The sequence below is a fragment of the Streptomyces sp. NPDC102490 genome (assembly GCF_044765285.1).
GTDB lineage: Bacteria > Actinomycetota > Actinomycetes > Streptomycetales > Streptomycetaceae > Streptomyces.
The window spans coordinates 320,901-341,295 of the sequence record NZ_JBIWJU010000004.1 but is presented as its reverse complement, the minus strand read 5'-3'; the positions used below and the strand labels follow the sequence as shown (position 1 = coordinate 341,295).

The 20,395-nt window shown below is 72.7% G+C and carries 17 protein-coding genes; 7 read left to right on the top strand and 10 right to left on the bottom strand.

The genetic code is table 11. The features are described 5' to 3' along the window. Nucleotides 1-3: 3 nt before the first annotated feature. Nucleotides 4-474: a hypothetical protein gene (locus ACIRGB_RS10790; protein WP_403861480.1), complete on the bottom strand. Its 471-nt coding sequence runs from the start codon at nt 472-474 to the stop codon at nt 4-6. 287 nt (nt 475-761) lie between these two features. On the opposite strand from ACIRGB_RS10790, the gene ACIRGB_RS10785 reads away from it, so the two are divergent. Continuing rightward, nucleotides 762-1,637 carry a helix-turn-helix domain-containing protein gene (locus ACIRGB_RS10785; protein WP_403861478.1) on the top strand — a complete coding sequence of 292 codons (876 nt, stop codon included), beginning with the start codon at nt 762-764 and terminating at the stop codon, nt 1,635-1,637. Nucleotides 1,638-1,709: 72 nt separating this feature from the next. After that, the gene (locus tag ACIRGB_RS10780; RefSeq protein WP_403861475.1) at nt 1,710-2,525 is read left to right on the top strand and encodes an SAM-dependent methyltransferase; all 816 of its coding nucleotides are present in this window, start codon (nt 1,710-1,712) and stop codon (nt 2,523-2,525) included. 30 nt (nt 2,526-2,555) lie between these two features. On the opposite strand, the gene ACIRGB_RS10775 is transcribed toward ACIRGB_RS10780, so the two are convergent. Both ACIRGB_RS10775 and ACIRGB_RS10770 read right to left on the bottom strand, forming a co-directional pair. After that, nucleotides 2,556-4,193 (bottom strand): VWA domain-containing protein, encoded by a 1,638-nt coding sequence (locus tag ACIRGB_RS10775; protein WP_403861472.1) that lies wholly within the window; start codon nt 4,191-4,193, stop codon nt 2,556-2,558. A gap of 19 nt (nt 4,194-4,212) precedes the next feature. Continuing rightward, a complete protein-coding gene (locus ACIRGB_RS10770) occupies nt 4,213-5,430 on the bottom strand; it encodes an AAA family ATPase (protein ID WP_403861469.1) in 1,218 nt (405 codons plus the stop codon). A 161-nt stretch (nt 5,431-5,591) separates the two neighbouring features. Between ACIRGB_RS10770 and ACIRGB_RS10765 the strand changes: the two genes are divergently transcribed. Continuing rightward, the gene (locus ACIRGB_RS10765) at nt 5,592-7,481 is read left to right on the top strand and encodes a glycoside hydrolase family 9 protein (RefSeq protein WP_403861466.1); all 1,890 of its coding nucleotides are present in this window, start codon (nt 5,592-5,594) and stop codon (nt 7,479-7,481) included. Nucleotides 7,482-7,517: 36 nt separating this feature from the next. Here the strand turns inward: ACIRGB_RS10765 and ACIRGB_RS10760 are convergent, their stop codons facing one another. Together ACIRGB_RS10760 and ACIRGB_RS10755 are read right to left on the bottom strand one after the other, a co-directional pair. Continuing rightward, complete coding sequence (locus ACIRGB_RS10760) at nt 7,518-8,090, bottom strand: TetR/AcrR family transcriptional regulator (RefSeq protein ID WP_403861463.1); 573 nt, start codon at nt 8,088-8,090, stop codon at nt 7,518-7,520. Nucleotides 8,091-8,150: 60 nt separating this feature from the next. Then, entirely contained in the window at nt 8,151-8,516 is a 366-nt protein-coding gene (locus tag ACIRGB_RS10755; protein WP_403861460.1) for a MerR family transcriptional regulator, read from the bottom strand. Nucleotides 8,517-8,632: 116 nt separating this feature from the next. On the opposite strand from ACIRGB_RS10755, the gene ACIRGB_RS10750 reads away from it, so the two are divergent. Together ACIRGB_RS10750 and ACIRGB_RS10745 are read left to right on the top strand one after the other, a co-directional pair. Continuing rightward, nucleotides 8,633-9,706, top strand: a complete 1,074-nt coding sequence (locus tag ACIRGB_RS10750; protein WP_403861457.1) for an alkene reductase — start codon at nt 8,633-8,635, stop codon at nt 9,704-9,706. 105 nt (nt 9,707-9,811) lie between these two features. Continuing rightward, nucleotides 9,812-11,179, top strand: coding sequence for a phosphatase PAP2 family protein (locus ACIRGB_RS10745; RefSeq protein ID WP_403861454.1), 1,368 nt, complete (start codon nt 9,812-9,814; stop codon nt 11,177-11,179). A gap of 13 nt (nt 11,180-11,192) precedes the next feature. Here the strand turns inward: ACIRGB_RS10745 and ACIRGB_RS10740 are convergent, their stop codons facing one another. The 3 genes from ACIRGB_RS10740 to ACIRGB_RS10730 all read right to left on the bottom strand — a co-directional run bounded on the left by ACIRGB_RS10740 (nt 11,193) and on the right by ACIRGB_RS10730 (nt 14,706). Further along, entirely contained in the window at nt 11,193-12,113 is a 921-nt protein-coding gene (locus ACIRGB_RS10740) for an SDR family oxidoreductase (RefSeq protein ID WP_403861451.1), read from the bottom strand. A gap of 118 nt (nt 12,114-12,231) precedes the next feature. Continuing rightward, nucleotides 12,232-13,011: a hypothetical protein gene (locus ACIRGB_RS10735; RefSeq protein ID WP_403861448.1), complete on the bottom strand. Its 780-nt coding sequence runs from the start codon at nt 13,009-13,011 to the stop codon at nt 12,232-12,234. Nucleotides 13,012-13,185: 174 nt separating this feature from the next. Further along, on the bottom strand, nt 13,186-14,706 hold the full coding sequence (locus tag ACIRGB_RS10730) for a catalase (protein WP_403861445.1): 1,521 nt from the start codon (nt 14,704-14,706) through the stop codon (nt 13,186-13,188). Nucleotides 14,707-15,057: 351 nt separating this feature from the next. Between ACIRGB_RS10730 and rox the strand changes: the two genes are divergently transcribed. Together rox and mgrA are read left to right on the top strand one after the other, a co-directional pair. Next, nucleotides 15,058-16,485 carry a rifampin monooxygenase gene (gene rox, locus ACIRGB_RS10725; RefSeq protein ID WP_403861441.1) on the top strand — a complete coding sequence of 476 codons (1,428 nt, stop codon included), beginning with the start codon at nt 15,058-15,060 and terminating at the stop codon, nt 16,483-16,485. Between the two features lie 53 nt (nt 16,486-16,538). Continuing rightward, entirely contained in the window at nt 16,539-17,585 is a 1,047-nt protein-coding gene (gene mgrA / locus ACIRGB_RS10720) for an L-glyceraldehyde 3-phosphate reductase (protein WP_403861438.1), read from the top strand. A gap of 22 nt (nt 17,586-17,607) precedes the next feature. On the opposite strand, the gene ACIRGB_RS10715 is transcribed toward mgrA, so the two are convergent. Both ACIRGB_RS10715 and ACIRGB_RS10710 read right to left on the bottom strand, forming a co-directional pair. Further along, a complete protein-coding gene (locus tag ACIRGB_RS10715; protein WP_403861435.1) occupies nt 17,608-18,783 on the bottom strand; it encodes an anhydro-N-acetylmuramic acid kinase in 1,176 nt (391 codons plus the stop codon). Between the two features lie 39 nt (nt 18,784-18,822). Then, the gene (locus ACIRGB_RS10710; RefSeq protein ID WP_403861432.1) at nt 18,823-20,394 is read right to left on the bottom strand and encodes a sodium:solute symporter; all 1,572 of its coding nucleotides are present in this window, start codon (nt 20,392-20,394) and stop codon (nt 18,823-18,825) included. Between the last annotated feature and the right edge of the window lies 1 nt (nt 20,395).

The following is a 20,395-nucleotide window of genomic DNA, read 5'->3' as shown; positions in this document are numbered from 1 at the left end:
CGTTCAGGGCGCCAGGGACCAGCGCGGCGGCACACCGGCGAACCGGCAGACGAGGAGGTACAAGGGGATGGGCGCGGTGTAGGGCGAGTCGCCGTCGGGGCCGTGGACCATGCGCGGTCCGGCCGCCCGCGCGTCCGCCCGCGCCCGGGTCCAGGACGGGTCGCCGACGACGTAGGGGGCGTCGGCCGGCCACGCGACTCCGATGTCGGACCCGGAGGGGACGATCCACCACCAGCGCCCCTCGTCGGCGAACACGCACCCCGCACGGGGAAGGCGGGCCAGAATGCGTTCGCCGTGGGACGCGGAGGTGCCCACGGCGTCGTGCCCCAGGCCGGCGCGGAGCCCGGCGGGAAGGCTGAGCGGGGCCGGGCCCGGACGGCGTCTGCGGGGCGGGCGGGCGGTGCCGGACGCGCACGAGCGGTCACGGACGGTGGCCGCGGACGGACGTGGATCACGGGTGTGCTGCGGGTCCATGGGGGGTGGGTCCTTTGGCCGCGACGGACGTCAGAAGAACGTGTCGTGCGAGACCGTCCCGTGGGGGTGGGGGACGTGTCGCCAACAGGACGGTCCTGGTCATCGGTCGAGAAAATGCGGGTCGGGAGGGCAGGGGCGGTGGAGCCACTGTGTCATCCGTCAACAACGGTACGCAACCGGCAAGTTGAAAATTGCAGTCGCCAGCATGCATGCTCCTGCGGCGGGACGACGCCCGTGACAGACTGGCGTGTCCTGGCCCGGGCGCGGGACGGCGAAGGGAAGACGGTGTGACCGCGGAGACCGATTGGGGCGGTGCCCCTTCCGTGCTGCGGATGATCCTCGGCAGACAGCTGGAGGAGCTGCGCACCCGCGCCGGTCTCACGTTCGAGCAGGCCGGGGAGGCGATCGGGGTGAGCCATTCCACGATCCGCCGGCTCGAGGCGGCGAAGGTGGCCCGGTTGCGCCTCCCGGACGTGGAGAAGCTGCTCCAGGTCTACGGTGTCCGCGACCAGCAGGAGATCGACACCTTCCTGAAGTCGGCGCGCGAGGCGAACAAGCGCGGCTGGTGGCACACCTACCGCGACGTCATGCCGGACTGGTTCGCCGCCTACCTGAGCCTGGAACAGGCGGCCCTGCACATCCGCGCCTACGAGTCCGGGTTCGTGCACGGGCTGCTGCAGACCCCGGACTACGCGCGGGCCCTGCTCAGCGCGGGCAACCCGCACGCGTCTTCGGTGGACACCGAGCGGCGGGTGGCCCTGCGCATGCGGCGCCAGGAGATCCTCACCCGGCCCTCTCCGCCCCGGCTGTGGGTCGTGATGGACGAAACGGTCCTGCGCTGGCCCGTCGGTGGCACCGAGGTGATGCGGCAGCAGGTGGACCATCTGATCGAGGTGGGCCGGCTGCCCCATGTGACCCTCCAGATCATGCCGTTCGCCGGCGGCCCGCACCCCGCCCTGCGCGCCGGCGCCTTCGACCTCTTCCGGTTCCGGGCCCCCGAACTCCCCGACATCGTCTACCTCGGCGGGCTCGTGGGCGCCGTCTACCTGGACAAGGCCGACGACGTGGTGGTCTACCGCGAGGCCCTGGACCGCCTGGGCGCCCAGGCGGTGCCCGCCCGAGGCACCGAGGAACTCCTCGGCGCGCTGCGCAAGGAGCTGTGAGGACCACCGCGACCGGGAGTTCACCACCGAGAGTTCACTCGTACCGCACGACCCGACGGAGAGGGGCGAACGTTGTCCGACAGCGGATGGCCGGCCGACCGAATCGACACCGAGCACGCGCACTCGGCCCGGATCTACGACTACGTCCTGGGCGGGAAGGACTACTACCCCGCCGACCGGGAGGCGGGTGACGCGATGGTGCGGGAATGGCCCGGGATGCCCGTCCACATGCGCGCCAACCGGGACTGGATGAACCGCGCGGTGCGATGGCTGGCCGAGGAGGCGGGCATCCGCCAGTTCCTCGACATCGGCACCGGCATCCCCACCTCGCCCAACCTGCACGAGATAGCCCAGGCGGTGGCCCCCGCGTCCCGAGTCGTCTACGTGGACAACGACCCGATCGTCCTCACCCTGTCCCAGGGGCTGCTGTCCAGCACGCCCGAGGGCCGTACGACGTACATCGAGGCGGACTTCCAGCACCCGGAAGCCGTCCTCGAATCGGAGGAGTTCCGCAAGACCCTGGACCTGTCCGAACCCGTCGCGCTGACCGTGATCGCGATCGTCCACTTCGTCCTGGACGAGGACGACGCCGTCGGTATCGTCCGCCGCCTCCTGGAACCCCTGCCCGCGGGCAGCTACCTGGCCATGACCATCGGCACCGCCGAGTTCGCCCCCGAGGAGGTGGGCCGGGTCGCACGCGAGTACGCGGCCCGCGGCCTGCCGATGCGGCTGCGGACCCTCGACGAGGCCCACGAGTTCTTCGAGGGGCTGGAACTGACCGAGCCGGGCATCGTCCAGGTCCACAAGTGGCGTCCGGACGGCACCGGGGAGCAGGGCGTCCGGGACGAGGACGTCGCGATGTACGGGGCGGTGGCCCGCAAGCCGTGACCGCCCGGCGTGCGGCGACGGGCGGCCGGGTCAGATCACGCGGAACAGGTCCGCGGCGGCGTGGACGTCGGTGAAGTCCTCGACGGAACGGAGGTTGTCGCACAGCGCCGCGAGGACCGAGCCGGCCGCCGCGACGCGCGGGGCGCCGATGCCGACGCCGAAGACCCGGAAGCCCAGCCGGCGCTTGGCCTCGTTCCAGTCCCGCATCCACGCCTCGGTGACGCCGCAGTCGTCGTCGGTGAGCATCACGATGTCGCCCCGGGTGCGGGCGGCGTCGTTGAACTCCTCCTCCAGCAGTGCGCCCGCCGCCGACAGGGGCCGCTGGTAACTGGTGCCGCCGCCGAGGAAGGTTTCCGCGAAGTCGAGGGTGCGGGCGAGGTCCGCTGGGCGACCTGCCGGGAAGCGGAAGACCCGGAGCTGGTCCGCGGCGGAGAACACGATGCCGACGAAGTCACGCCCCGCGTGGCGGGCCTGGTCCAGCAGGGCCAGCGCGCACGCCTTCGCCCACGCCTCCCGGGTGATGCCGCCGGGCCCCGCCTCGTACATGGAGTGCGAGGTGTCCACGCACGCGATGACGGCGCCCCGGCCGGTGGCCTGCTCGCCCTGACTGTCGTAGAGCATCAGCTCCCCGGCGGCGTAGCGCGCGGCGAACACCGCGCGCAGTGCGGGCAGTCCGAGATTCGCCAGCTCCGACGGGATGACCCGGGAGAGGTCGTCGCCGAGCGTGCCCCCGATCAGCTCGCCGGTGGTGTTCTCCACCTTGCGGGCCCGTTCCCCGTCGGCCATCTGCCGGAAACGACCGATCAGTTCGGCCCACTCGGCGAGCCGGCCGGTGCGCAGCCGCTCGGCCAGCCGGGCACGCTCGTCGAAGGGCATCCGCTCCAGCTCGCCGGAACCGACGCCCCAGGCCCGCATCAGCGCGGCCTCCTCCCGTGCGGCCGACGCCGACTTCGCGACCGCACCGCGTGCGGCGGCACGAACGCCGGGCACGGCGGCCACCGCGAGCGACCGGGCGGCGTCGGAAGCGGCCCGGTCCGCGGCGGCCTCGGCGCCCTCGACCGCCCGTCGTACGGCATCGGCGGCCGGTCCCGGCACGGTGCCGTTCTCGTCGGCCTCCTCGGCGGCCTGCCGCAGCGCCTCGGCGACGGCGTCCGCCGCGTCCCCGGCCTCCCGCCGGGCCCGCTCCGCCCGCTCGTCCCGGTCCCGGGCGGACCGGGAGTCGTCCAGCATCCGGCGCAGCGCGGTGCCCTGCGCGAGGACGGCCATGGCGGCGGCGTACGGGTCGCCGGCCGTCTCCCGGTGCAGCTCGGCGAAGTCCGGCGCCTCCAGCAGCGCGGTGACGACGCGGTGGTTGACCAGCCGGGAGGGCGCCATCTCGGCGCGCTCGCGCAGGCGGGGAGCGGCTTTGTACGCGGCCAGGAAGACGTCGGTGAGGAGGTCGGCGGTGTGCGTGTGGCCCGCGCCCAGTTCGTCGGCCAACTCGCGCAGCGCGGCCGACTGTTCGCAGGTGTCGCGCCAGGCGATCCGGTCGAAGCGGTCCGCGACCACGGCTCCGGTGTGCCCCGCGGTGGCGGCGGCCGACCGGGCCAGCCACGTCCCGGCCAGGTCCGCGAGAACACCGAGCCGGCTCGCCGCCCCGCCCGCGGTCACCTCCGCGCCCTCCTCCACGGTGCCGTCCCGCCCCCGCTCAGAGCTGGGCCTGCACGGTGCTCGCGTCCACGCCCAGGGCCTCGGTGAGCACCCGGGCGCGCACGGCGCGCTGACGGCCGGCGACCCGGTCGATGGCGCTGGTGGAGCGGCCCGCGACGACCGCCTCCTCGCGCAGTCGCTCCAGCCGCTTGCCCGCCATGGCCAGCTGGTTGTGGGCCTTCTTGATGACCCACTCGCTGAGCGCCTCGCGGGACTGCCCGGCCATCGCGTCGAGCTGGGTCTCCAGCTCCTCGATGGTGTCGGCGAGGTCGAGGGCCTCCTTGGCGTCCGGGTTGACCAGGTGCAGCACCTCCCGCTCGACGGTGGGGCGTTCGGCGGGGGAGTTCCACAGCACGTGGGTCAGCACCGACAGGTCGCTCTCGGCGACCGAGGGGCGCCCGTCGAGGTACGCGGACGCCTGGAGCAGCCCCACCGCCTGCCGCCAGCGCCGGTCGGAGGCGATCAGCTCCTTGCGGCGCAGCGCGGCCCGCAGCGTGCACACCGCGTCCACGATGCCGTCGGGCACCTCCACGGCGGGGACGGCCTGGTCCACGGCGTGCCGCAACGCGGCCAGGTCCACGGTGGTCCGCCTCGGGGCCGCGGGACGGCTGACGGCGGAGCGGACCAGAGCTGCGAAGTTGGACGGGTCCTCCAGGTACGTGACTTCGATCCGCACCAGCAGCCGGTCGTAGATCGCGGCCGAGTCCTCGCCTTCGGGCAGCTCGTTGCTCGCCGTGATCGCGCCGATGAGGGGACAGCGGACGGGCTCGCCGCCGCTCTCGGGGTGGTAGATCCGCTCGTTGAGAAAGCCCAGCGTCTCGTTCAGCGCCGCCGTGGAGCACTTGAAGATCTCGTCGATGAACGCGACGTGCGCGGTGGTGGCACGCCCTTCGTAGACCTGGCGGTACTCCCCGCGCGCCAGCGCGGCGACGTCGACGGGCCCGAACATCCGCGTCGGCGCGGTGAACTTGGACAGCAGGATCTCCCAGTAGGACGCCCCCACGATCCGGCCGGTCAGCTCCCGGGCCAGCTCGGACTTGGCCGTTCCCGGCGGGCCGAGCACCAGCGAGTGCTGACCGGCCAGCAGCGTCACCAGCAGAGTCCGCACGACGTCGGCCCGCTCGTAGAAGCGGTCCGACAACTCGTCGCCGATCGCCCGGAGTCGCTCGGCGGTCTCCGGTGCGGCCGGTGCCTCAAGCGGGTCCCCCGGGCCCATGGCCGACTCCTCCCGTGGCGCTCCTGACGGTTCTGGCGGGCTGGCGGACCAGAGCCTATCCCGCACGCACGTCCACTGCGCCGCCCCGCCCCCGGGCGGCACCTCGGCCCGTGCGCCTCCTCGGCGACACCACGGGGGTGCCATCGACCAGACTGTCCGCCATGAACCACTTCCTCTCGCCGTCGGCCCGCACCGTGTCGGCCGTGACCGCTTCCGTCCTGGCGGCCTGCTGCCTCACCGCGTGCTCCGGGGGCCGGGACGAGGTGCCGTCGGCCCTCCGCGTCAACCAGGTCGGATACGTGTCCGGCGAGAAGAAGTACGCCTATGTCATGGGGGACCGGGACACGCTGGCCGACGCCGGGTTCGAGGTCCTGGACGAGCACGGCGACACGGCCGGGCAGGGCGGCCTCGGCCCCTCCCTCGGCGAGTGGAACGACACGTACACCGCCGTGCGCACGATCGACCTCTCGTCGCTGCGCCGCACCGGCACCTACCGGCTGCGCCTGGTCGGTGCGGACGGCGGCCGGGAGGTCCGCTTCCGGGTGGCGCCGGCCCGGCAGTTGCTGGACCCGGTGCGCGCGGACACCGTGCGCTTCTTCGGGACCCAGCGGGACGGTGCGGACGTGCTGGCCGACGCGACCGGGCGGGTGCCCTCGCACCTGACGGACGAGCGGGCCCGCGTCCACGAGCCGGCCCGCACCGGCTCGGCCGCCGGTCCGCAACCGACCGGGACCGGCGGTCCGGTGGACGTCTCGGGCGGGTGGTTCGACGCCGGCGACTTCCTGAAGTTCACGCACACGGCGTCCTACGTGGTCGGCCAGCTGCTGAGCACCGTCCGCGACACCCCCTCGGTACCCGGGCTGCGGGAGGAGGCGCGGCACGGTCTGCGCTGGCTGGACCGGATGTGGGACGGGGGGACGGGCACGCTCTACGCGCAGGTCGGGCTCGGGTCCGGCGGCAAGGGGGTCCGCGGCGACCACGACGTGTGGCGGCTGCCGGAGGAGGACGACCGGCTCACCGTGCGCCCCGGGGACGCCGACTACCTGATCAAGTACCGGCCCGTCTTCCGCGCCAACCAACCCGGGGAGCCCGTCAGCCCCAACCTCGCGGGCCGGGTGAGCGCCGCCTTCGCCCTCGCCGCGCAGACCGAGGCCGGGGACCACCCGGCCCAGGCACGCGCGTGGCTGGACAAGGCGGCCGCCGTCTACGCGCGCGCGGACACCCGGCCCGGCGAGGGGGCGCTGGTCACCACCACGCCCGCGGACTACTACCCGGAGCACGCCTGGCGCGACGACATGGAATGGGCGGCCGTCGAACTGTCCCGCGGCGCGGACGCCCTGGGCGACGCGCGCGGCTCCCGGTGGAGCGACGAGGCGGCCACCTGGGCCCGCGCGGCCCTGCGCGAGGAGCGCGGCGGCATCCTGGGCCCCGCCGACGTCAGCGCCCTCGCGCACGCCGACGTGCTCACCTCGGCGGACCCCGACGCGGGCCTGGCGACCGCGCTCGAGGCGGAACTGAGGCGGCAGGTGGAGACGGGCAGGAAGCGCGCGGCCCAGGACCCCTTCCGCTCGGGCGTCGTACTCCGTGACTTCGACGCGGTGCCCCACACCTTCGGTCTGCTCGCGACCGCCGAACTGTACGCCCGCGTCACCGGCGACCACCGGTACGACGACTTCGCCGCGCGGCAACGCGCCTGGGTCTTCGGTGCGAACGCCTGGGGCACCAGTTTCGTCGTCGGCGCGGGCGACCTCTACCCGCACTGCCTTCAGCACCAGGTCGCCAACCTGGCCATGAGCCGCACCGGCCGCGGGGACATCCTGCGCGGCGCCGTCGTCAACGGGCCGAACGACGCGGACCTGCTGAAGAAGCCGGTCACCCTCGACGGGGCACACCCCTGCTCCTTCGCCCCCGACGGCGGGCCCTGGTCCCGGTTCGACGGTCGCGGCGCCGGTTACGTCGACGACGTGCGGGCCTGGCAGACGGTGGAACCGGCGGACGACTTCACCTCGACGGCCCTGTACGCCCTCTCCCTCACCGCCGCCCGGTCCTGATCCCCAGGGGACGGCCCCGGCGCCCGGAGCCGCGGCTCAGGACGTGGTCGGCCAGGTCCGCAGCAGGGCGTCCAGCGCGTTGAGGATCTCCGTCCAGCTCTCCTGCGAGTCCGGGGCGCTGTGGCTGAACCCTCCCGCGGCCTCCAGGGTGACGTAGCCGCTGAAGACGCTGCCCAACAGCCGCACGGCGTGGGTCTGGTGCGGTTCCGCCAGGCGGTACCCGCGCAGGATCGCCCGCGACATCTGGGCGTGCCGCACCCCGGCACTGGAGGCCGCCGCCTCCGCGTCGAGGGGGAACTGCGTGGCGGCGAAGCGGCCCGGGTGCTCCCGGGCGTAGTCGCGGTAGACGTTCGCGAACGCGGTCAGCGCGTCCTTGCCGGCCCGGCCGGCCACCGCCTCGGAGGCCCGGTCGGCCAGCTCCTCCAGGGCGAACAGTGCGATCCCGGTCTTGAGGTCGTGGGCGTTGCGCACGTGCGAGTACAGGCTCGCCGTCCGGACGCCGAACCGCCGGGCCAGCTCCGTCGGAGTGGTGCGCTCGAAGCCGATCTCGTCGGCCGTCTCGGCCCCGGCCCTGATCAGACCCTCGGTCGTCAGTCCTACCCGAGCCACACCCGTCCTCCGCATCGCTCACCCGGCAGCCGGGGAAGATTATGAACTTGCCTAACATGATTAGGCAAACTCGGCGTCCCGGTACTCGCGGGCCGCCGTCATCAGGGCGCTGAGGGCGTCCCTGGTGCGGACGAGGTCGGCAATGTGCTCGGTCAGCCGGTCCCGCTCCTCGGCCATGCGCTCCAGCGCCGCGTCGGAATGATCCGCGCTGGGCGAGTCCACGCAGGGCAGCAGTTCGGCGATGGTGCGGCTGGAGAGGCCCGCGGCGTACAGCCGCTGGAGGAACCTGACCCGCTCGACCGCGTACTCCGTGTACTGGCGCTGGCCCCCGGCGCTGCGCGTGCTGGCCAGCAGCCCCTGGTCCTCGTAGTAGCGCACCGACCGGACGCTGACCCCGGCCCGCGACGCCACTTCCCCGATGCGCATGCGCTGCTCCCTGCTGTGATCCGCGGCACACTTACTTGCCTCTGACGTCAGTGTCAGGTTCTAGCGTAGCCCTCGTGCCCGAGATCCGGGCCCGCGGACGACCAAGGAGTCCCGACATGACGTCCCTCTTCGACAGCTACCGGCTCGGCGACCTGACGCTGCCCAACCGGATGGTCATGGCCCCGATGTCGCGCGTGCGGGCCGCCGAGGGCGGCCTGGCCACACCGTCGATGGCCACGTACTACGCCCAGCGGGCCACCGCCGGACTGATCGTCTCCGAGGGGGTGCAGCCGAGCCTGGTAGGGCAGTCCAACCCGGGGACGCCGGGACTGCACACCGACGAACAGGTCGCCGCGTGGCGCCCCGTCACCGCCGCCGTGCACGCCAACGGCGGGCGGATCTTCGCCCAGATCATGCACGGCGGCCGCGTCTCGCACCCCGACACCACGGGCATGCGGCCGGTCGGGCCCTCGGCCGTGGCCGCCGTCGGGGACGTGTTCACCCCGAGTGGGCCGCAGCCCGCCCCGACCCCCCGGGCCCTGGAGACCGCCGAAGTGCCCGAGCACGCCCGGTCCTACGCCCTCGCCGCCCGCCGCGCCGTCGACGCCGGCTTCGACGGAGTCGAGCTGCACGGCGCCAACGGCTACCTCATCTCGCAGTTCCTCTCCTCGAACGCGAACCTGCGCACGGACCGCTACGGAGGCCCGGTGGCCCACCGCATCCGCTTCGCCGTCGAGGCCGTGTCCGCGACCGTCGAGGCCGTCGGCGCCGCCCGGACCGGCATCCGCCTCTCCCCGGCGGGCACGTTCTGGGGCGTTGAGGAGACCGACGTGCTCGACCTCTACACCGAGCTGCTGACCGAGCTGTCCCGCCTGGGGATCGCCTACGTTCACCTCGAGGCCACCGCCGACGAGGACCTGCTGGTCGCGCTGCGCCGCCTGTGGCCGGGCACGCTCGTCATGAACCCGGTGCTCCCGATGGGCCCCAAGCAGACCGGGCGCGAGGACGCCGACCACTGGCTCGGACTCGGGGCGGAGCTGATCAGCTTCGGCCGCGGCTTCATCGCCAACCCCGACCTGGTCGAGCGCCTGCGCGCGGGCCTGCCCGTCGCGCCGGTCGACGAGGCCACGTACTACCAGGGCGGTGACGCGGGCTACCTGACCTACCCGGCGTACCAGCACACGGCCTGAACGCCGACCCCGGGGTCGGCGACACGGTGCCGTTAGCATGTTCGAACTCGTGACGATCCGTACGAGTGCACCATGTGTCCGACCCCTAGCAAACGGGCCAAACAAGTGAAAACCCCACCCACACGAATATCCTCGCGAAGAGACCTCGGCTCCCTGGTCGCCGCGTCGCGCCGGCCGCGGGCCGTGCTGTGGACCGCGGCGGGTGTGGTGACGCTCGGTTTCCTCATCGCGCTGGAATGCGCCGCGCGCCACTACGGCGTGCGGGGCCCCATCACCGAGCAGGCGCGGGAAGTGGTCTTCGCCCCCGACTCGGGGCCCCTGCTGTACGCCGGCCTTGCCCTGACGATGGTGGTGCTGACCTGGCGGCAGCGCCTGGTCGCGGCCGGTGCCGCGATCGGCATCGACCTCGTCTTCTGGCTGGTGCGCTGGGCCGTCGGCGCCGACATGAACTTCGGCAACGGCGCGCTGTGGGTGGTCCTGGGCTGTGCGGTCGTCGCCGTGACGCGGCGCAGGGGCGGCGAGCGTGCCCTGCTGCTCAAGGGCGTGGGGCTGGGGCTGCTCCTGGTGGCCGGGCACAAGACGGGCGACACCTGGCTGCTCATCACGTCGGAGACCCGCAAGGCGGTGCTCGACCCGTACGTGGCCACCGCCGACCAGGCGCTGGGCAACCCCTCGTGGCTGGTCGGCCGGTTCGTCGAAGCCACCGAACCGGTCGGCGGCCACGTGCTCCACCTCGTCTACGGCCAGCTGCCCCTGGCGGCGGCCCTCGTCGGGCTGTACCAGCTGCGTCACGTGGCGGTCGAGCGCCGCTTCCCGAGCCACCACCTCGTGCGCACCTTCCTCGTCATCGGCCTGCTCGGGCCCGCCGTCTACATGGTCTTCCCGGTCGTCGGTCCGGTCTTCGCCTACGGCGCCGACGGCGGCCCGTGGGCGGTGGCCCACCTGTGGCCGGACATCCCGCCGCCGGGCGGCGCCCCGCACGCGATCCCGTTCGACGACATCACTCCGCGCAACTGCATGCCCAGCCTGCACACGGCGTGGGCGACGACGCTGTTCCTCCACTCCCGCAGGGGGTCCCGGGCCATGCGGTTCGCGGGTGCCTTCTGGCTGGTCGCCACCCTCACCGCGACCCTCGGCTTCGGCTACCACTACGGTGCCGACCTCCTCGCCGGGGTGGTGTTCGCGCTCACCGTCGATGCCGCGATGCGCGCGTTCGCGCGGGGCTGGGACCGCGCGGCCGCCCGGCTGGTGGCCTACGGCACGACCGTGTTCGCCGTGCTGCTGGTGTCGTACCGGTACCTGCCCCTGGAGATGGCCGAGCACCCGTGGGCGGCCGGGCCGCTGCTCGTCCTGGCGACGGCCTCCGTGGTCCTCGGCTACGCGCGGACCACCAGGCTGTGGGACGGGAAGGCCACGCCGGCGCGGCAGCCGGAACCGCCGCGCCCCACGGAACCGCAGCCCGAACTGGTCTGAGGCCCGGACCGGGCTACTTGAAGTAGTGGCCCTGCTCCAGGTCCTCGACGAGCCCGGGCTGGACGGGCTCCCACCCCAGCAGCTCGCGGGTCAGGGTGCTGGACGCCGCGCGGTTGTCCGCGAGCGGTCCCGCCAGCCAGGTGAAGTGGGCGCCCGCTTCAGCGGCCGGGACCGACACGACCGGCAGGTCCAGCTGCCGCCCGATCACCTCGGCGATCTCCCGCACGGGCAGGCCCTCCTCCGCGACGGCGTGCAGCGTCGAGCCCGCGGGGGCCTTCTCCAGCGCCAGGCGGAACAGCCGCGCGGAGTCGAGGCGGTGCGCGGCCGACCAGCGGTTGGCGCCGTCCGCGATGTAGCCCGAGACGCCCTTCTCGCGGGCGATTTTGATGAGCGCCGGGACGAACCCGTTGTCCCCCTCGCCGTGGTTGGTCGGCGCCAGCCGCACCACGGAGGAGCGGACTCCGCGGGCCGCGAGGGAGAGGGTCAGTTCGGCGGTGACGCCCCGCACGTGCTGGGCGTCGCCGCGGGCGGCCGCGGCCGGGTCCGGGTCGTGGCCGTCGCGTTCGGTCGACACGTGGCCGGGAATGGCGGGGGTCCCGGACGCGATCGTGAACGGCCGGTCGGAGCCCGCGAGCGCCTCGCCGATCACCTCGACGGCCCGCCGGTCGGCTTCTCCGGCACCCTTGAAGTCGCCCGAGAACGCGATGTCGTGCTTGAAGGCCAGGTGCACCACCCCGTCCGAGTCGGCGGCCGCGCTCCGCAGGACGTCGAGGTCGTCGAGGGTGCCGCGGACCACCTCGGCCCCGGCCGCGGTGAGCGCCTCGGCCGAGGCCTCCGAACGGGCGAGTCCCACGACCTGATGACCCGCCCCGATCAGCTCGGGAACGACCGCTGAGCCGATCCAGCCGGACGCGCCGGTGACGAAAACACGCATGAGATTCCTCCAGGTAAGTCCGCATGTGGCGACCGCCGGTCCGCCGGGCGCGGGCACGAGTGGCGAGCGCGGGGGAACCGTCGATGACAGCCGCTGTCATCGACCGTAACACGCAATGTCAGTCACTGTCATCGCCGGTCGTCACCGAGCCCGCCCGGCGCGGCGGCGCAGCGGGACGCATCAGCGCGAGATCGTCGCCCCAGGCATCCAGCGTCGCCGCGTGTCCCGCCGCGCGTGCCACGGCCTCGACCCGGCCGAACAGTTCTCGCTGCGCGCCCGTGTCACCGGCCCCGGTGATCCTTCCGAGCGTCGCCAGCAGCTCGCGCGTGTCCCATCCCGGGAGGGGGAACCGGTCCAGTTCCCACGCCAGGTACTTGTTGTAGGGGCGCGGGCGGCGGTCGAGGGCGAACAGCAGCTCCAGCAGGGAGCCGACGCTGTCCGCGGCGTCGAGCCGCGCGGCGAGCGGATGCCCGTCCCGGGCGTTCTTGAGCGACCGGTAGTGGGAGTTGGCGTAGGCGTCGAGCCGGGCGGCCGCCGTTCGCGAGGCCTGGGCGGCACCGAGCCGCCCCTTGGCGGCCACCATCCTCGTGACGCGTCCGCCGAGCCGGTCGAGCAGGACCCGGGCCCGGGCGATCGCGTAGCGTTCCCAGCCGTCGAGCCGGTCGAACTCCGCCACCGTCACCACGACCAGGTCCAGCCGGGCGGAGCGGAAGCCGTCGAGGGCGGCCAGGCCGCTCACCGCCTCGTCGGCGAGCACGACGTACAGGTCGTGGTCGGAGTACCGGGTGGCCATGCCCTCGTGGGCGTGCGACCCCTTGAGGACGAGACCGACGACGTCGGGGTCGTCGGCGGCACGGGCGACGAACGCCTCGTAGGACATGGGGTGCTGTGCGGACACGTGCGGACCTCCGGACTGCCTGACGGGGAACATGACGAGCCGCCCTCGAAGTCATCGACACGAGGGCGGTCACTCCGTCCGCGGCGGCCGGGGCCACCGCATGGCAGATCAACGCACGGTCCGGACGCTAGCAGCCGGTGCGGGCGGCCCGCGACGCAATAGGCGTGCGCGGGGTCAGGCCTTGTCCTGCATGGACTGCCGGGCCGGGTTGTGCTGCTCGGCGGCCTTGAAGTCCTTCTCGCCGGCCTTCGCCCGCACCCCCTTGGCGATGCGCTCCCCGATGGTCCGGTCGATGTTCGACCAGTACGCGAAGGCCCGCTGGAGCACGGGTTCGGTCACCCCGTTCAGGAGGTGGTCCACCACGTTGTCGACCAGCCGGTCCCGGGCCGCGTCGTCCATCACCTCGCGCACCAGGGTGCCCGGCTGCCCCCAGTCGTCGTCCTCGGCGTGGCTGACGTAGGCCGTGCGGGTGATGGCCCCGTCCGTCTCCCAGCTGGGCGGCGTGCCGAAGTGCTCGGTGTCGGCGGCGGGACCGCCTTTGGAGTTCGGCGCGTAGACCGGATCGGTCGTCTTCCGGTAGGCCATCGCACCGTCCTTGGAGTAGGTGCGGACGTCGACCACCGGGGCGTTCACGGGCAGTTGCTGGTAGTTCGCGCCGATCCGGTAGCGGTGGGCGTCGGCGTACGAGAAGAGCCGGGCCAGCAGCATGCGGTCCGGGCTCGGGCCGATACCGGGGACCAGGTTGTTGGGCTGGAAGGCCGCCTGCTCGATCTCGGCGTGGTTGTCCGTCGGGTTCCGGTCCAGCGTCATACGGCCGACCGGGATGAGGGGGTAGTCGCCGTGCGGCCACACCTTCGTCAGGTCGAACGGGTTGAACCGGTAGCCCGCCGCTTCCTCGTACGGCATGACCTGCACGTGCAGCGTCCAGCTCGGGAAGTCGCCGTCGCGGATGTGCTCGAAGAGGTCCCGCATGTGGTAGTCGGTGTCGGCCGCCGCCATCTGGTCGGCCTCGTGCTGGGTGAAGAACTCGATGCCCTGGTCCGTCTTGAAGTGGTACTTCACCCAGAAGCGCTCGCCTGAGGCGTTGATCCACATGTAGGTGTGGGAGGTGTAGCCGTTCATGTGGCGCCAGGTGCGCGGGATGCCGCGGTCGCCCATGAGCCAGGTGACCTGGTGCGCCGACTCCGGCGAGAGGGTCCAGAAGTCCCACTGCATGTCGTGGTCGCGCAGGTTGCTGTCCGCCCGGCGCTTCTGCGACCGGATGAAGTGCTGGAACTTCATCGGGTCCTTGACGAAGAACACCGGCGTGTTGTTGCCGACCATGTCGTAGTTGCCCTGGCTGGTGTAGAACTTCACCGCGAAGCCGCGCGGGTCGCGCCAGGTGTCGGGGCTGCCGCGCTCGCCCGCGACGGTCGAGAAGCGGGCGACCAGGTCGGTGCGGGTGCCCGGCTGGAAGACGGCCGCCTTGGTGTAGGCGCTCACGTCGTGCGTCACCTCGAAGTGGCCGAAGGCGCCGCTGCCCTTCGCGTGCGGCTGGCGCTCGGGGATGCGCTCCCGGTTGAACTGCGCCATCTGTTCGATGAGGTAGGCGTCCTGGAGGAGGACCGGACCTGCCGGACCCGCGGTGAGCGAGTGTTCGTCGCTTTCCGCCGGTGCTCCGGAGTCCGTGGTGGTGGCAGGCGGGGTGTCCGTCATGGAGCTGCCTTTCTTCGGGGAGTGGCTGACGCCCAGGGGCTACCGTCCGGAGTGCCGTCGTCGGTATCAGTCTCCGCCGCCGCCCGGCCCTCGCAAGCCGAGCGAGCCCTCGCAAGCGGAGCGAGTGGGGCCGACCGGGGCGCCGGGCCACGCCGATGGTCACCGGCGGCAGCGGCAGCGGAGGAAGCGACAAAAAGGGCAGGGGAAACGCACTCCTCCTGCCACTCTCAACCTATAGCGCACCGGGGGCCTTGCGGCAAGAGCCCCCACCTGACGCAGAATCGGCGCCCTCGGCCGCCGCTCGCGTACAGCGGGCGGCCTCATCCTGCGATGCCACTCCCTGGGGGACTCATGATCGACGTGCTCGTCGTCGGCGGCGGACCGACCGGCCTGATGCTGGCCGGCGAACTGCGACTGCACGGCGTACACGTACGGGTGCTGGACAAGGAGCCCGAGCCGACCCGGGTGGTGCGCTCACTCGGCCTGCATGTGCGCAGCATCGAGGTGATGGACCAGCGGGGCCTGCTGGAGCGCTTCCTCGCACACGGCCGCCGGTACCCGGTCGGCGGCTCCTTCGCCGCCATCGAGAAGCCCGCGCCGAGCACGCTGGACACCGCGCACGGCTACGTCCTCGGCATCCCGCAGCCCGTCACCGACCGCCTGCTGGCCGAGCGCGCCACCGAACTCGGCGCCGAGGTCGCCCGCGGCCGCGAACTGGCCGGCCTGAGCCAGGACGACGACGGGGTGACCGCCGAACTCGCCGACGGCACCCGACTGCGCTGCCGCTACCTCGTGGGCTGCGACGGCGGCCGCAGCACGGTGCGGCGACTGCTCGGCGTCGGCTTCCCCGGCGAGCCCGCCGCCACCGAGACGCTGATCGGCGAGATGAGCGTGACCGCCGAGCCGGAGATGGTCGCCGCCCGGGTCGCGGAGGTCCGCCGGACCCAGAAGCGGTTCGGCCTCGGACCCGTCGGCGACGGGGTCTACCGCGTCGTCGTACCCGCCGCGGGCCTTGCCGAGGACCGGTCGGTCCCGCCGGACCTGGAGGAGTTCAAGCGGCGGCTGCGGGAGTGGGCGGGCACCGACTTCGGCGTGCACTCACCGCGCTGGCTGTCCCGCTTCGGCGACGCCACCCGGCTGGCCGAGCGCTACCGGACCGGCCGGGTGCTGCTGGCCGGGGACGCGGCGCACATCCACCCGCCGGTCGGCGGGCAGGGCCTCAACCTCGGCATCCAGGACGCCTTCAACCTGGGCTGGAAGCTGGCCGCCGAGGTGAACGGCTGGGCGCCCGAGGACCTGCTGGACACCTACCACACGGAACGGCACCCGGTCGCCGCCGGTGTGCTGGACAACACCCGCGCACAGATGGAACTGCTGTCCACCGAACCCGGGCCCCGCGCGGTGCGCCGGCTCCTGGCGGAACTGATGCGGTTCGAGGACGTCAGCCGGGATCTGACCGAGAAGATCACCGCGCTCGACGTCCGCTACGACCTCGGCCCGGGACACGAACTGCTGGGCCGCAGGATGCGGGACGTCGAACTGGGGCGGGGACGCCTGTACGAGCGGATGCACTCAGGGCGCGGGCTGCTCCTCGACCGCACCGGCCGGCTGTTGGTGAAGGGCTGGTCGGACCGGGTGGATCACGTCGTCGACGACGGTGACAAACTGACGGTGCCCGCGATGCTGCTGCGGCCCGACGGCCATGTGGCATGGGTCGGTGACGACCAGCAGGACCTGTACGACCGGTTGCCCCGGTGGTTCGGCACCGCCACCGGCTGACCCTCCTCGTCACGGGCCGCCCGCCCGACCCCGCTTCCCACCGGAGGACACCCATGCACCACGTCGCGGACCCCAGCCGCTACGACGGCACCATGCACTACCGCCGCACCGGACGCTCCGGGCTCGACCTGCCCGCGCTGTCCCTGGGCTACTGGCACAACTTCGGCGACGACAAGCCGTTCGAGACCCAGCGGCGGATCGCCCTGCGCGCCTTCGACCTCGGCATCACCCACCACGACCTCGCCAACAACTACGGCCCGCCCTACGGATCCGCCGAGATCAACTTCGGCCGGATCATGCGGCAGGACCTCGCGCCGTACCGCGACGAACTGGTGATCTCCACCAAGGCCGGGTGGGACATGTGGCCCGGCCCCTACGGCCAGGGCGGCGGCTCCCGCAAGTACATGCTCGCCTCCCTCGACCAGTCGCTGAAGCGCATGGGGGTGGACTACGTCGACATCTTCTACTCCCACCGCCTGGACGCCTCCACCCCGTTGGAGGAGACCATGACGGCGCTGGACACGGCGGTGCGCCAGGGCAAGGCCCTGTACGTCGGCATCTCGTCCTACGACGCCGAACGCTCCCGGCAGGCCGCGGCGATCCTCCGCGACCTGGGCACACCCCTGCTCATCCACCAGCCGTCGTACAACATGCTCAACCGGTGGATCGAGACCGAGGGCCTGCTCGACGCGGCCGCCGACGAGGGCTTCGGCGTCATCGGCTTCACCGCGCTCGCCCAGGGACTGCTGACCGGCCGTTACCTCGACGGCATGCCCGAGGGGTCCCGCGCCACCCAGGGCAAGTCCTTCGCGACCGGCTGGCTCACCGAGGACACCGTCCGGCGGCTGCGCGCCCTGAACGACATCGCCGCCCGCCGGGGCCAGAGCCTGGCGCAGATGGCACTCGCCTGGGCGCTGCGCGACCCGCGCGTCACCTCCCTGGTCATCGGCGCCTCGCGGCCCGAGCAGCTGGAGGAGAACGTGGCCGCCCTCGCCAACCTCTCCTTCGACGACGACGAACTCGCCGAGATCGACAAGTACGCGGTCGTCGACGGCGACGTCGACCTGTGGCGGCAGGCCCGCACCGGCGACCTCGGCTGAGGCGCCCCGCCCGGAGCGGCGCTCAGTGCCCGCCGGTGACGCGCAGCATCCGGGGCGGCTCACCGGCGGGCTCGGGCAGCCGCAGGGGCTCCCGCCCGGGGGTGATGCTGCCGAGCAGTGACGCCCGGCGCGCCCCCGTGCCCGAGGGGACGGCGCCGGGCAGGCCGTTGACGGTCAGGAAGCCCAGGAGGGCGAAGGCCAGCGCCTCCTTGGCGTCGGGAGGCAGCCCGAGGGCGTCGCTGGAGCCGAGGGCCACCCCGGGCAGCTCCTCGGCGAGCATGCCCATCAGCACCGGGTTGTGCGCGCCGCCGCCGGACACGACCAGCCGCGTGACGCCGTGCGCGCGGCAGGCGTCGGCCACCGTGACGGCGGTGAGCCTGGCCAGGGTCGCCAGGACGTCGTCGGGTTCCGCGACGGGCGCCGCCGCGAGTGCCCCGAGCAGGTACGGCAGGTGGAACTGCTCCTTGCCGGTGCTCTTCGGGGCCGGCCTGCCGTAGTAGGGGTCGTCCAGCAGCACCCGCAGCAGCGCCGGATCCACTCGGCCCGCCCCGGCCCGGCGTCCGTCCTCGTCGTACGCGGCCGCACCGCCGGTGAAGTGCCGTACGGCGGCGTCCATCAGGGCGTTGGCGGGCCCGGTGTCGAAGGCCAGCGGTTCGGCGCCCGGAGCGACGACGGTGACGTTGGCGATCCCGCCCAGGTTCAGGGCGGCGGGGACGCCGGGCAGCGCGGCCAGGGCCAGGGCGTCGGTCATGGCGACCAGTGGCGCCCCCTGACCGCCGGCCGCGACGTCCCTGGCGCGCAGGTCGGAGACGACGGGCAGACCGGTCGCCTCGGCGATCCAGGCGGGCTGGCCGAGCTGGAGGGTGCCGCGCACGGCGCCCTCCTCGACCCAGTGGTACAGGGTCTGCCCGTGCGAGACCACCAGATCGGCGGCGCCGCCGCACAGCTCGCGCACGGCCCGCACGGCCACGTCGGCGAACGCCTGCCCGATGCCGGTGTCGAGCCGGGCGACGTCCCGGAGCGTCGTCGCCGCCGGTGGCAGGCTGCCCGCGATCAGGTCGCGCAGCTCGTCCGGGTAGGGCGCGGAGAGGTGGCCCAGTGGGCGCATCACCAGGGCCTCACCGTGTAGTTCGAGGTCGGCGGCGGCCGCCTCGATGGCGTCGTAGGACGTGCCTGACATCAGGCCGATCACACGCACGATGCACTCCTGCGAGGGGTTGGTCGGGCCGGGGCGGGATCAGTTCCGGCCGGCCGTGGTGGTCAGCTGGTCGGGTCCGGCGCCCGGCTCCTCGTCGACCGCGGGGCCACCGGCGGACTCCGGCGCCCGGTGGAACAGGCTCAGCACACCGCCGACGAGCAGGGTGATCAGTACGCCGATCGGCACCAGCCACTGGGCCGCGATCGCCTGGGACACCGTGGTCCCGCCCGTGGTGACGTCGATCTTCACCCCGCGCACGATGTACGTCATCACCCCGATGGTGACCAGGAAGGCCACGATCGAGTCGACCTCGTTGGCACGCCTGACGAGCCGCCCCAGCAGGAACGCGCCGAGCAGCGCGCCGTAGGTGTAGCCCGCGATGGTCAGTCCGGTCAGGTACACGTTGCCCGTGCTCGCGCTGAACGCGCAGGCGAAGACGGCCATCAGCGTCGCCCACACCAGCGTCATCCAGCGGGCGAGCCGGAGCAGCGCCTCCTCGGACGGTGTGGTGCGGAAGAAGCTGTGGATGATGTCGGCGACCGTCGAGTTCGACATGGAGTTCAGCGCCGAGGACAGCGAGCCCATCGCGGCGCCCAGGATGCCCGCCACGAGCAGGCCCGAGATCACCACGGGCAGCCCGTGCAGGATGAACTCGGGGTAGAGGTTGTCCGAGCTGGACAGCCCCAGCTCCGAGAAGGACTTGCCCTCGTTGTACGACCACAGCAGCGCGCCGACCAGGGAGAACGCGGCGAACTGGATGGTGACGAAGACACCCGAGGCGATCATGGCCTTCTGGCCCTCGCGCAGTGTCCTCGTCGCCAGCACGCGCTGGACGATCAGCTGGTCGGAGCCGTGCGAGGCCATGGCGAAGATGGCGCCGCCGATGATGGCCGTGGGCAGGGCGAACGGGCTGGTGAGGATGTGGGCGAGGTCGAAGTCGGTGTCGAAGAGCTGGAACTTGCCGGCGTCCAGGGCGCGTGCGTAGCCGTCGCCGCCGACGTGGGCGGAGAGCACCGCCACGGCGAGGACCGCGCCGCCGAGGTAGAGGACCATCTGGATGGCGTCGGTCCAGATGACCGCCTTGATGCCGCCCAGGTAGGTGTAGACGACGGTGATCAGCGTGATCACGACGATGATCACGCGGTAGCTCGCGTGCACCCCGAACTCGTCGAGCAGCAGCTTGATGGGGATGGCGGAGGCGAACAGCCGCACGCCCTCGGCCAGCAGCCGGGTGAACACGAAGGTCACCGAGGCCAGCCCCTGAAGCTTCAGCCCGAACCGGTCGCCCAGGTACTGGTAGGCGCTGACGAAGCCGCCGCGCTTGTAGAGGGGGATCAGCACGGTGGCCGCGACGACGCGTCCGATGACGTAGCCCAGGGCGAGTTCGACGTTGCCGAAGCCCTGGCCGCTGTAGGCGCCGCCGGGAACGCTGATCACCGTCAGCACACTGGTCTCCGTGGCGACGACGGAGAAGGAGACCGTCCACCACGGCATGTGGCCTTCACCGACGAAGTAGTCCTTCGCCGACTTCTGCCGGCCTGCCTTCCGCAGGCCGATCCAGGCGATCCCGATCAGATAGACCACGATCACCACGAGGTCGAGCTGGCGCACG